10 protein-coding genes are annotated in these 11,777 nt (G+C 58.8%); all 10 read right to left on the bottom strand.

What is annotated here, in order from left to right; all coding sequences use genetic code 11:
- Nucleotides 1–5 precede the first annotated feature (5 nt).
- The 10 genes from PQU98_RS14110 to PQU98_RS14065 all read right to left on the bottom strand — a co-directional run bounded on the left by PQU98_RS14110 (nt 6) and on the right by PQU98_RS14065 (nt 11,542).
- Nucleotides 6–338 carry a hypothetical protein gene (locus PQU98_RS14110; RefSeq protein WP_272745599.1) on the bottom strand — a complete coding sequence of 111 codons (333 nt, stop codon included), beginning with the start codon at nt 336–338 and terminating at the stop codon, nt 6–8.
- Nucleotides 339–536: 198 nt separating this feature from the next.
- A complete protein-coding gene (locus tag PQU98_RS14105) occupies nt 537–1,256 on the bottom strand; it encodes an SDR family NAD(P)-dependent oxidoreductase (RefSeq protein WP_272745598.1) in 720 nt (239 codons plus the stop codon).
- A complete protein-coding gene (gene dgoD / locus PQU98_RS14100) occupies nt 1,256–2,410 on the bottom strand; it encodes a galactonate dehydratase (RefSeq protein ID WP_272745597.1) in 1,155 nt (384 codons plus the stop codon). The genes PQU98_RS14105 and dgoD overlap by 1 nt, the downstream gene beginning before the upstream one ends.
- A 17-nt stretch (nt 2,411–2,427) precedes the next feature.
- A complete protein-coding gene (locus PQU98_RS14095; protein ID WP_272745596.1) occupies nt 2,428–3,153 on the bottom strand; it encodes a FadR/GntR family transcriptional regulator in 726 nt (241 codons plus the stop codon).
- Nucleotides 3,154–3,156: 3 nt separating this feature from the next.
- Complete coding sequence (locus tag PQU98_RS14090) at nt 3,157–4,596, bottom strand: sugar porter family MFS transporter (protein WP_272745595.1); 1,440 nt, start codon at nt 4,594–4,596, stop codon at nt 3,157–3,159.
- Nucleotides 4,597–4,793: 197 nt separating this feature from the next.
- Nucleotides 4,794–6,341: a sensor histidine kinase gene (locus PQU98_RS14085; protein WP_272745594.1), complete on the bottom strand. Its 1,548-nt coding sequence runs from the start codon at nt 6,339–6,341 to the stop codon at nt 4,794–4,796.
- Between the two features lie 157 nt (nt 6,342–6,498).
- The gene (locus PQU98_RS14080; RefSeq protein ID WP_272745593.1) at nt 6,499–7,176 is read right to left on the bottom strand and encodes a response regulator transcription factor; all 678 of its coding nucleotides are present in this window, start codon (nt 7,174–7,176) and stop codon (nt 6,499–6,501) included.
- A 218-nt stretch (nt 7,177–7,394) separates the two neighbouring features.
- Complete coding sequence (locus PQU98_RS14075; protein WP_272745592.1) at nt 7,395–8,930, bottom strand: Do family serine endopeptidase; 1,536 nt, start codon at nt 8,928–8,930, stop codon at nt 7,395–7,397.
- Nucleotides 8,931–9,083: 153 nt separating this feature from the next.
- On the bottom strand, nt 9,084–9,542 hold the full coding sequence (locus PQU98_RS14070; protein WP_272745591.1) for a cytochrome c-type biogenesis protein: 459 nt from the start codon (nt 9,540–9,542) through the stop codon (nt 9,084–9,086).
- A complete protein-coding gene (locus PQU98_RS14065; RefSeq protein WP_272745590.1) occupies nt 9,539–11,542 on the bottom strand; it encodes a heme lyase CcmF/NrfE family subunit in 2,004 nt (667 codons plus the stop codon). Before PQU98_RS14065 ends, PQU98_RS14070 begins: the two co-directional genes overlap by 4 nt.
- Between the last annotated feature and the right edge of the window lie 235 nt (nt 11,543–11,777).

Below are 11,777 nucleotides of genomic sequence, written 5' to 3'. Positions count from 1 at the left end.
GTCCTTTAGTCCTTTAGTGGGCGACATCCGGCCAGCAGGCGCGGATTGAATACGAAAAGCGCGCCACTGGCGTACAGGGCGCTGATGAAACGGGGATTGTCCGATTGGGCGATAATGATCTGCCCGCGCAAGGCACTGTCCTCAAACATTCCCTCCGCCCGCACAACAACCGCGGCGGCGGTCAGGTTTTTGGCAAATGGTGATGCGATGACCGCGACACTGCCGCCCGGACGCGGGGACGCATAGACCATCAGCCCCATCACCAGAAACAGCGCAAACACGGCCCCGACCCAGCGGAAATCAATCGCTTCCGATGTGGATGTAAAATGCCCTGCCATGCCTGCCCAACAGTATATAATTACCTTATGAATTATAAGGTTATTCGATCTGCCTTAATGGGCCATTAACCGGAGGAACGCCGTTGCGTGTTGTGGAATTTTTTATCACCAGACATGGGGGCCATGCGTCACCATTCGTGCCGAATTGCCTGCATCAATATCCGGATCGGACTATCTGCAATACCCCGGCAGCCACAGTTAAAGTTTGGCCAGGCGCCCGCCATCAACCACTATCGACGCACCGGTCACAAACGCCGCATCATCACTGAGCAAGAAGGCAATGGCCGCCGCGATGTCTTCGGGTCTGCCGATATCGGCGGGGTCGAGCACTTCGGCGCCGGATTTGATATTTGGGCTTTCGCGCAACAGCGGCGTATCGACCGCCCCCGGCAGGACGGCATTGGCGCGGATATTCAACGCCTTACCTTCAATCGAAGCGGTGCGCGCCAGAGACGACAGAGCCGCCTTGGCCGCCGCATAAGGCCCAACCAGAGGCGAGGTCTGCACATTATGGATACTGCCGACAAAGACCAGACTGCCGCCGCGGGTCATGGTGGCAAACGCCCTTTGGGTCAGGTTAGCGGCGGCATAGAAATTGATGCTCATCAGCCGGTGCCAGTCATCGCCAGAAAGCTCGCCCAAACCTTTATAGATCATGACGCCGGCGACATTGACCAACCCGTCGATATAGCCGAAATGGACCAATGCCTGATCATAAGCGGCCTTAAGCGCCACCTCATCAGCGACATCGCAAGGTAGCGCCAGCGCGCCCAGTTCCGCCGCCACGGCATCAATAGCCCCGGCATTACGGTCGATCAGGGCAAGGTTCGCCCCCTCACCCGCCAGACGCTGCGCCGCCGCAAGACCGATCCCGCTGGCGGCACCGGTGATCAAAAATGTTTTGCCAGCAAAGCGCATCACCATTCCCTCACATAGCCGTCCGGCCCGCGCCAGACCGGGTTGCGCCACGGGGGACAGTCGCGGCTTAAGCGGCGGACCTTGTCTTCATCAATCTCGACCCCCAGCCCCGGCCCGGTCAGCACCGCCACCATGCCGTCGTTCACGTCGAACACTTCGGGATTGGTCATATAGCTCAACAGGTCATGGCCGCCCGTGTTGTAGTGGATGCCCAGCGACATTTCCTGAATGACAAAATTCGGCGTCGACGCGGCCACCTGCATACAGGCCGCCAGCGCAATCGGCCCGAGCGGACAATGGGGTGCCAGGGCCACGTCATAGGCTTCGGCCATCGCGGCCATACGCCTGACCTCAGAGATACCACCGGCGTGGCTCAGGTCGGGTTGCAGGATGTCGATTGAGGCCGCCTCAAGGAACGGTTTGATGTCCCAACGGCTGTAGAGCCGCTCCCCCAGCGCGATCGGGATGGTGGTTTGCAGGGACAACTGCTTGATGCCTTCCGGGTGCTCACTCAGCAGCGGTTCCTCGATAAACAAAGGCCGAAGGGGCTCAAGGGCGCGCGCCAGTTGCCGCACCATCGGCTTATGGACCCGGCCATGAAAATCAAGGCCGGCATCCATGCCCTCGGCCTTGACCGCCTCAAGCCGCTCAACCGTCGCATCCAGCGCCTTGGGGGAATCGAGCCAACCCAGATCCTCAGTGCCGTTCATCTTGACGCAGTTAAACCCTTGGCTTTTGCGCACGCGGGCGGCCTCGACCACATCAGACGGACGGTCGCCGCCAATCCAGGCATAGACCGGGATCTGGTCACGCACCGCACCGCCCAGCATCTGCCAGACCGGCACATTCAGCGCCTTGCCCTTAAGGTCCCACAGCGCCTGATCAAGCCCCGACAGAGCCGACATCAGCACCGGCCCGCCGCGGTAGAACCCCAGACGATAGGCCGTCTGCCACATATCTTCGATGCGGGACGGATCAGCACCGATAAAGCGGTCGCGCAGGGAGGCAAACGCCCCGTCAACCGCTTCGGTATGGCCTTCCAGCGACGCTTCGCCCCAGCCGACGCGACCATCTTCGGTTTCCACCCGCACAAACAGCCAGCGCGGCGGCACGGGCAGAGTTTCGATCTTGATAATAGGCGATGAGAGCGTCATTCGGATTTTCCAGAGGGTTAGGGTTTGGCAGGCGTGATCTGGCTTTTGACCAGATCAAACGCCCCTTCGAGCAGGTTGTGCATGGCGGTGCGGGCAAGGACAGGCTCGCCACGCAGTATGGCCCGCGCCACCGTATCGTGATCCTGCGCGCTGGCGTGGGCGACGCCCTTAACGCGGTTGGTGTAGCGGATGCTGATGGTCAGGGCCGTAGCGATCATGACGCGGGTTTGCTTGAAAAAGCGGTTACCGCTGGCCTCCAGCACCGCCACATGAAAAGCCACATCGGCGCGCAGGTCATCCTCTTCGCCGCGCGACGCCGCATACATGCGCTCAACCGCCTCGCGGATCGCCGCTTTCTGGGCATCGCTGGCGTGTGTGGCGGCCAGTGCCGCGGCCGAAGGCTCGACCGCCAGCCGCATTTCCATAAAATCGAGCAATAGTTCCGGCGAAAACCGCCGCTCCAGCAGCCAACTGAGTACATCCGTATCAAACAGGTTCCAGTCATCCTCAGACGCAATGCGGATGCCCTGACGCGGGCGGGAGGTGATCAGCCCCTTGGCGGCCAGCATCTTGACCGCTTCGCGCACTATGGTGCGGGCCGCGGCAAACTGCTCACATAGCGCCTTTTCCGACGGAAACGGCTGGCCGTCATACTGACCGGTCACGATGGCCGTCCCCAGAGTCTGGACAATGGCCTGAGTGGCGTTACCCATAGCCGAACCCATGCGCGATACCACGGCCATCACCTATGCGCCCTTAGACACGCCAAGCTGGGCTTCGATCTCTTCCAGCGACCGGCCCTTGGTTTCGGGCACAAACTTGCGGATCAGGAAAAACCCAAACAGGCAGATCAGACCGTAACACCAGAATGTCCCTGACGCGCCCAACGCGGCGTTCATGATCGGGAAGGTAAAGGTGACCGCAAAGCAGGCAATCCACAGGGCTGAGACGGAAATCGACATGGCCAATCCTCGTATGCGGGTCGGGAAAATTTCCGACAGCAGCACCCAGGTAATTGGCGCCAGCGACATGGCATAAAGCGCAATGACCGCCAAGGTCAGGCCCAGCACGACTACGCCGGTGATGTTCATGAAAAACGCCAGCCCCAGACAGCCATGAATGAGCGCCATGCCGCCTGCCCCCCACAGCATCAGCGCTCTGCGCCCGGCCCGGTCCACAAAGGCGGTGGCGACCAGCGTAAAGATCAGATTGATCGCACCGGTAATAACGATGTTGAACATGATGCCGCTCAGGTCATAGCCCGCTCCGCGATAGATTTCTTCGGCATAGTTGAAGATGACATTGGTGCCGCTCCATTGCTGAAGCACGGCAAGGCCTATACCCATCATCAGAACCGCCAACAGGGCGGGACGGAACAGTTCACGCCAACTGACGCGGGCGCTGTTCTGGCTTAAATTGTGGACGGCATCGTTGACCTGCGCCTGCGCATAGGTGTCATCACCGATACGCGCAAAGACGGCCTTTGCCTTATCTATCGCTCCCGCCTTGACCAACCAACGCGGGCTCTCCGGCACAAATAACGCGCAGACCAGAAACACAATCGAAGGCACCGCCACGGCTGTAAACATCCAGCGCCAGCCATATTCTCCGGCCCAGGTGGCGCGAATGGCTTCATGGCTGGTAGCCTCCGTGCCGGAACCGGCAATCAGCAGATTGACGATCTGCGCCGCCAGTATGCCGACCACGAGGGTTAGCTGATTAAGCGTCACCAGCCGCCCGCGCCAGGCCGGCGGGCTGATTTCGGCAATATAGGTCGGGGATACATTGGACACCACGCCGATGGCCACTCCACCGACTATGCGCCAGATGATAAACGCATCGAACGAAGTCGCCCATCCGGTCAGGATCGACGATGACGCAAAAAGTATGGCCGATAGGATCAAAAGCGGCTTGCGCCCGAACCGGTCGGACATAAACCCTGCCAGTATCGATCCGGCCAGACAGCCCAGCAATGCGCAACTGTTGGCCCAGCCGACCAGAACTTCCGACGTCAGTCCGAAATAGGCTTCGTAAAACGGCTTGGCACCACCGACGACGACCCAGTCATAGCCGAACAGCAAGCCGCCCAGCGCCGCTATGGCGGAAATAACCCAGATATATCCGATATTCAGTCTGCCCGGTGTCACCGGATCGCCGCCACCTGAGCCGCCCATAATTACAGCCATGTCGCTCTCCTGTAAAAGTCGCCGCTCTGACGGGGCGTGCTGCGACTATTAACAAAGATCAGGCTAAAATCAACATTTGTATTATATATATGCTTAAAGAAATTTTCTCTCGGTTCACAGGTCGCAGCCGCCAAAATTAATTTATTTCGCTTTGGTGGAAACCACGTTTTCGGCAATTGCGTCCTGCCGCCCGGCACTCAGCCTTGAGTGGGCGGCAGAACCAAGGCCGTACGCAATCCCGGCCCCTGATCATTGAACCGGCCCGGCCCTTCGTCGATGACCAGACGGCCTTTGTGAGCCTCGGCCACCGCCGCCACCATAGACAGACCCAACCCCACACCGGGCAGGGAGCGGCTCTGTTCCAGCCGCACAAAACGCTCAACAATGCGGGCGCGGTCGGCTTCGGGCACGCCCATGCCGGTGTCGGTGATCGAGAACTCGATCTCCCCGCGTGAGGTCTTACGCAACCGGAAGGTGATCCCGCCCACCGCCGTATATTTGATAGCGTTATCGAGCAGGTTGGCCAGTGATTGCGCCAGAAAATCACGGTTACCCATAACCCACACGTTCGGCTCTATCTCCGCCTCGAACTCAAGGCCCTTATCCGCGGCCGACAGTTCATAAAGTTCGGCCATATCAGCCGCCAGCGCTGTGGCATCAAACAGTTTCGGATCAGGCGCCTGCCCCGCCGCCTGAAGGCGCGAAATGGCAAACACCGTCTGGAACGTGCGCAGCAACTGATCGGTTTCGGTCAATGCCCGCGACAAGGCGTCCTCAGCCTTTGAGGGGTCTTTTTCGACATCATACAGTGACAGTTCAAGGTTAGACCGCAACCGCGACAAGGGCGTGCGCAGATCATGGGCGATGGCGTCACCGGCATATTTCAGGCTGCCGACATTTTTTTCAACGCGGTCGAGCACCTGATTGACCTGAGTGGCCAGGGCATCAAATTCATCCCCCGAATGGCGCAGCGGCACCCGCACCTTAAGATCGCCCTGCTCGGCGCTTCTGAGCACGCTCATCAGGCCCTGTACCGAGCGCGACACTTCCTGATTGATGATCATGCCGGCAAATAGCCCCATGAACACCACCAGAATCGCGCCGCCCCACAAGGCGGTAAAGCCCTTGTCAAAGCCTTCGTCCGTCCACGACATATCCATCGCCACAAACAGGTAACGATCCGGATCGATGCGCAGTCCCTGCCCGCGATAGCGGTATTTACGCATGGAACCGTCATTATTATAGCTGCGGAAATTGATGACAAAATCGCTGCGGCCCGGCGCTTCGCCCAGCATCCGGCCTTCGATCTGGGGCGTATCGACCTGTGCGCGGATACGGCTTAACACCTCAGTCGACATCTCAAGCGAGGCGCGTTTATTCTGGGCGACCATCTCGCCGTTCGAGTTATAAATGCCCTTGATGAAGAACCATTCGGTGATGTCGTCCTGACGCAGGCGGGCCTTGACCTCGGCCTCACCCCGTTCACGGTAAAGCTGTTGCAGACCATCAAGGCGGGCCGAGACCTGCGCATCCGTCACCGCCCGGTTTTCCGCCGACGTCGCCACATAGACATAGGCAAAGATCAGCACCGCCACGAATGAATAGACGGTGATGAACACCAGCGTCAGCCGGAACGGCGTCTGCCTGAAATAGGTCGGCCGGAATAATCCGCCCGCCCAGGCCAGAAACGCCCCGAGGGCGTTTAGGGGGTTGAAGTTTTTTTTCGGGGTGGGCGGTTTGGACATGGTCAGATCAGGCGTTCCATAGATTTACCCCTCCACCGCTTCGCGGTCCCCCTCCCCACGCAAGCGTAGGGAGGAGAGGGAAGCCCCCTTTTCTCCGCCCCATCGAAGATGGGGAGGGGGACCGCGAAGCGGTGGAGGGGTCTCTTACGATCACGGCTTACGCCTTTAACTGATAACCTTCGCCACGCACCGTATGCAGCATAGGCTTATCGAAACCCTTATCCAGCTTTGAGCGCAGGCGTGAAATATGCACATCGATGACATTGGTTTGCGGGTCGAAATGATAGGCCCAGACCTTTTCCAGCAACATGGTGCGAGTGACATTTTGCCCGACATGGCGGATCAGGAATTCCAGCAACTGAAACTCACGCGGTTGCAGGTCAATCAGGGTCCCGGCCCGCTTAACCTGACGGTTGATCAGGTTCATCTCCAGCTCACCGACCTTAAGCACCGTCTCGACCGGATCTTTGTCCTTACGGCGCGCCAGAGCTTCGACGCGAGCCAGCAATTCAACCAAAGCATAGGGTTTGACCAGATAATCATCGGCCCCGGCTTTCAGGCCATAGACGCGGTTTTCGAGGTCACCGAGCGCACTTAAAAACAGCACCGGCACGTCGATACCCTCGGACCTTGCGATTTCCAGCATCGACACCCCATCCAGTCCCGGCATCATGCGGTCAAGCACCACCACATCAAATTCAGCGTCCCCGCGCAGGGCCGCAAGCCCCGCCTCCCCGTCATGGGTAACCGTGGCCGTCATGCCGGCCTCTTTTAGCCCGCGCTGAAGGCTTAAGGCCGCTTCGGTGTCATCTTCGACGATCAGAACGTGGGTCACGGTAAGTCCATGCGTAAAAAAGGCTCAGGGTTCTGAACCTAAATGATTCAGAACCCTGATTACAAATGAAATAACCGTAATAGACTCTCCTCCCCACATTGTGGGGAGGTGTCGAGTTTTACGAGACGGAGGGGTATCTTCGCCAGCCATACCCCTCCGTCTGTTCGCAATGCTCACAGCCACCTCCCCATAAAATGGGGAGGAGAAAGACGGCTAAACTACTTCAAACTCAGCGGCAGCGGGACATTGCGGCCATCGGCATTGACCATCAGCAGAACACTGGGGCGGCCAGCCTTTTTCAGTTCATCGACAATACGGTTAAAGTCCGCCACCGTCGTGACCGGACGGTTATCGATCCGCACCACGACCATGCCGGGCTTAACGCCTTTTTTGCCTGCATCCGAGTCCGGCGTCACCGAGGTGATGACCAGACCGGCAACACCCTCTTCGATGCCATAGCTCTTACGGGTTTCGGGCGATACCGGCTTGAGGCTGAGGCCCAGAACCCCCGGCGCATTGGCCGGCGCGTCAGGCGAAGACGGATCCGAACCACCGGGCAGACCCTTGTTCAGTTCCTCATCGGTCGGACGCAGGGCTGCCGTGATCGTCAGCTTAATCGGCTTACCCGAACGGATGACATCAAGCGTTACCTTATCACCGACGCGCACCGCGCCCACCCGGCGGGTCAGGTCGGTGTTCGACTTGATCTTTTCGCCGTTGACGGCGCGGACAATATCGCCCGGCTGAACCCCGGCCTTATCCGAAGGCCCGCCCTTGGTGACATCGCTGATGAAGGCACCATCCAGATCGGTCGTGCCTAAGCTTTCGCCGATTTCCTCGGTAATGCCGCTGACCGTGACGCCGATATAGCCGCGCTCAATCTTACCGCCCTTGATCAGCTTTTGGGTGATCGAATGGGCGATCTCAGCCGGAATGGCAAAACCAACCCCTGCCGACGCGCCCGACGGCGTGATGATAGCGGTGTTGACACCGATCACACGGCCATAAAGGTCAAAGGTCGGCCCGCCGGAGTTACCGCGGTTGATCGGCGCATCGATTTGCAGGTAATCGACATATTGCTCACCGATGTCACGACCATAGGCCGAGACGATACCGGCGGTGGCCGTACCCGAAAAGCCGAACGGATTGCCGACCGCGATGACCCAGTCACCGACCCTCGGCTTGGTTTCCAGCTCGAAATTGACGAACGGAAAGTTCTTGCCCTCGACTTTGAGCACGGCCAGATCGGTGTTTGGATCGCGCCCGACCACGGTGGCTTTCAGCTTTTGGTCATTGGTCAGCTTGACGGTGATTTCATCGGCTTCGGCAATAACGTGGTTGTTGGTGACGATGTAACCATCACCGGAAATGAAGAAGCCTGAGCCTGCGCCGCGCACTTCTTGTTCAGGCGCTTCCTGACCGGGCTGAGGCTGGCCGGGGAAGTTGAAACCGGGGATCATCGGCATGCCTTGCGGCACCTTGACCTTACCCTTGGTCTCGATCGACACGACCGCAGGTGACACGCGATCAATGATGTCGGCAAACGACATTGGCGCGCCTGCGGGCGGCTTAACCGGCGTCAGATCTTGGGTTTTGATAAGCTTGGCGCCGTCATAACCACCCGTGAGGTTATCGAGGTTGGCGATACCCGTCATGGCCCCGGCGGCCACGGTGGCGCCCAGCGCCAGACCGACAATGCCGCCGACCAGGCTGGTCTTGTTCTTCAGAAGCGACTTCAAATCGAGTTTCCCCATAATATTTACCTTTGCGGTTCAAAGCGTAATCGCCGAACCCTTAAGTTGGATCAAGTGACATATGGCGATTGTGAACCGCGCTTACGAGGTTTTTCAAGTCTATTTGTCAGGAAGCCATATAAACTTAAGCGTGAGGCAAAATCGTGACGGTGTTCAGGGTTTATTGATCAGGTCATCCAGCGCTTTTTGCTCACCCTCATCAAGACCATAAGATTTTGTTTTTCTTTTTGTTTTCGCCATAACCGCCAGAGTTGATACGCCCGCCAGCACCAGAGCCAGCGGCAAAAGCCACAAAATCAGATTGCCGGCTGAAAACCTGGGCCGAAAAAGAACATAATCGCCGTAGCGGGCGGTCAGCCCCTCACGGATATCTGTGTCGGTCTTGCCGGACAGGATTTCAGTGCGGATTTCCCGGCGCATGTCGGCGGCGATATCGGCCTGTGAGTCGCCAATGGCCTCATTCTGGCAGACCACGCAGCGCACTTCGCCGTACAACGCCCGTGCCCGTTGATCCTGACGCGGATCAAGCATGATCTCGGAGGAGGTCACAGCGGTCGCCATCTGCGACAGGCCAAGAATGACAATGGCTACGGCGGTCAGGACTCTCCTCATGATGCCTCCTGCTTAAGCGCTTTGGAAGACGTCGCCACGCCCAGACGCAAACGGCGATCCAGCAGCGACAATAACCCGCCCAGCGCCATCAGCAGCGGCCCGACAAAGATCAGCCGCACCCACGGATTATAGAGCGCCCTGACCTGCCATTGCGGCTGACCGGCGGCATCAAGACTGGACTCTCCCAGTACGAAATAGAGGTCATTGAGCGGGGTAAAACAGATCGCCACTTCACTCATGGTCTGGCGCGAGGCCGGATAAAAGCGCCGCTCCGGGGCGGCACCACACACCAGCTTACCATCTGTGCGACGCACAGTCAGATCGGCCGCTTCGGCCAGGTAATTTGGCCCATCATAGCGGCGGATACCGTCAAATATGACTTCATAGCCGCCGACCTTAAGGCCTGCGCCAGCGCTCAGGGACGCTGCCGTGCTCAGGCGGGCATGACCTTCAAAGGTCGCTCCCAGCACAAACACGCCTAAGCCCACATGAGCCAGAATCATGCCGTGGATGCCAAGGCTAAGCCCCATAAACCGACGGCGGCTCTCACCCATTGTGCCTTTGAACAAGCCCACCCGCTCGGCCAGCATTTTAAACGAGCCGAAAATCAGCCAGAAACCTAACAGCAGGCCAAGGATAAACACGACCCGCCCGCCGATATCGATACCCTTGATCCCAAGCGTAGCCACGACGGCACAGATCACGCTCACCCCAAACGCGGTCGCCAGTCGTTGCAGCACGCCCTTAAGATCAGCCCGCTTCCACGACAGCAGCATGGCCAGCGGCGCCAGCAGCAAGGCCGCGCCGATGATCGGCCCGAACGTCAGCAGATAATAGGGCTCACCGACCGAAATGGTCTTTCCGGTCGTCGCTTCCATCAGAAGCGGATAGAGCGTGCCCAGACATACCGATGACAGGGCCGCAAACAGCAGCAGATTATTGACCACCAGCGCCGATTCACGGCTAACCGGCGCAAAGATGCCCGATGAACTTAAGCTCCGTGACCTAAGCGCATAGAGCGTAAACCCGAACCCGGCCGTGACAAACAGGATGATCAGCAACAATATCCCGCGTTTAGGGTCGACCGCAAAGGCATGGACGGACGTGAGTACGCCAGAGCGCACCAGAAAGGCCCCCATCATCGAAAAGGTAAAAGCAAGCAAGGCCAGAAACACCGTCCAGGCCTTAAGCGCATCGCGCTTTTCCATGACAATGGCGGCGTGCAAAAGCGCGGTTCCGGCCAGCCACGGCATGAGCGAGGCGTTCTCGACCGGGTCCCAGAACCACCAGCCGCCCCAGCCCAGCTCATAATAGGCCCAGAATGACCCCAGCGTGATCCCAACCGTGAGGAAACTCCACGCCAGCAAGGTCCACGGCCTGACATAGCGCGCCCAGGCCCGATCGATCCTGCCTTCGATCAGCGCCGCGACCGCAAATGAAAACACCACCGAAAACCCGACATAGCCGAGATACAGCAGCGGCGGATGAAACGCCAAGGCCGGGTCTTGCAGCATCGGATTGAGCGACTTGCCCTCAAACGGCGCCGGATAGACCCGCGCCAGAGGGTTGGAACTAAACAGGGTAAAGCCGGTGAACATCGCCCCCAGCACGCCCTGCACTGTCAGCACCTTATGTTTCAAACTGTCGGGCAGGCCCGCCCCCAGAAGGGTGACCATCGCGCTGAAACTCAGCAAAATCAGGCACCACAGCAGCATAGAGCCTTCGTGGCTGCCCCACGCGCCGGAGATTTTATAGAGCAGCGGCTTTAAGGTGTGGGAATTGGCGGCGACATTAGCGACCGAAAAATCAGAGGTCAGAAAGGCGTATAGCAGGGCCGCAAACGCCAGAGCGGCGGCCACCGCGCCCGAAAGACTTAAGCCCTCAGACAACCGCGCAAATCCGGCGAAAATTTTCAGTTTAGAGGCTGGCACCACCAGCGCCTGCGCCACCGACAACACAAAGGCCAGCGTCAGACAAAACGTCCCCAGTTCAGCGATCATAGGGGTTTGTCCTACTCTGCGAAATCACTAACGCAGGCAAACTCATTTTCTTGGAACCTCCCCTGATTTCAGGGGAGGGTGGCAGGCGATCCGTTAGGATCGGATGACGGGTGGGGTTAATAGCAGCGGTTTTAACCCCCCTCCGGCTAAAGCCGGTATCCCCCCTGAAATCAGGGGGGAGTTTTTGAAGTCTAAAACGTATAGACGTCATAGACCTCGGCCCCACCTCATGCAG

Source organism: Asticcacaulis machinosus (assembly GCF_028550435.1).
Classification (GTDB): Bacteria; Pseudomonadota; Alphaproteobacteria; order Caulobacterales; family Caulobacteraceae; genus Asticcacaulis; species Asticcacaulis machinosus.
The sequence above is the reverse complement of the archived record's forward strand: the minus strand, read 5'-3'. Positions and strand labels throughout refer to the sequence as shown.

What these genes read in the sequence shown, in the direction of transcription:
- PQU98_RS14085 (WP_272745594.1), bottom strand. Translation starts at nt 6,341, where the DNA reads ATGTCCAAACCGCCCACCCCGAAAAAAAACTTCAACCCCCTAAACGCC.
- PQU98_RS14065 (WP_272745590.1), bottom strand. Translation starts at nt 11,542, where the DNA reads ATGATCGCTGAACTGGGGACGTTTTGTCTGACGCTGGCCTTTGTGTTG.
- PQU98_RS14110 (WP_272745599.1), bottom strand. Translation starts at nt 338, where the DNA reads ATGGCAGGGCATTTTACATCCACATCGGAAGCGATTGATTTCCGCTGG.
- PQU98_RS14075 (WP_272745592.1), bottom strand. Translation starts at nt 8,930, where the DNA reads ATGGGGAAACTCGATTTGAAGTCGCTTCTGAAGAACAAGACCAGCCTG.
- PQU98_RS14070 (WP_272745591.1), bottom strand. Translation starts at nt 9,542, where the DNA reads ATGAGGAGAGTCCTGACCGCCGTAGCCATTGTCATTCTTGGCCTGTCG.
- PQU98_RS14095 (WP_272745596.1), bottom strand. Translation starts at nt 3,153, where the DNA reads ATGGCCGTGGTATCGCGCATGGGTTCGGCTATGGGTAACGCCACTCAG.
- PQU98_RS14090 (WP_272745595.1), bottom strand. Translation starts at nt 4,596, where the DNA reads ATGGCTGTAATTATGGGCGGCTCAGGTGGCGGCGATCCGGTGACACCG.
- PQU98_RS14105 (WP_272745598.1), bottom strand. Translation starts at nt 1,256, where the DNA reads ATGCGCTTTGCTGGCAAAACATTTTTGATCACCGGTGCCGCCAGCGGG.
- dgoD (WP_272745597.1), bottom strand. Translation starts at nt 2,410, where the DNA reads ATGACGCTCTCATCGCCTATTATCAAGATCGAAACTCTGCCCGTGCCG.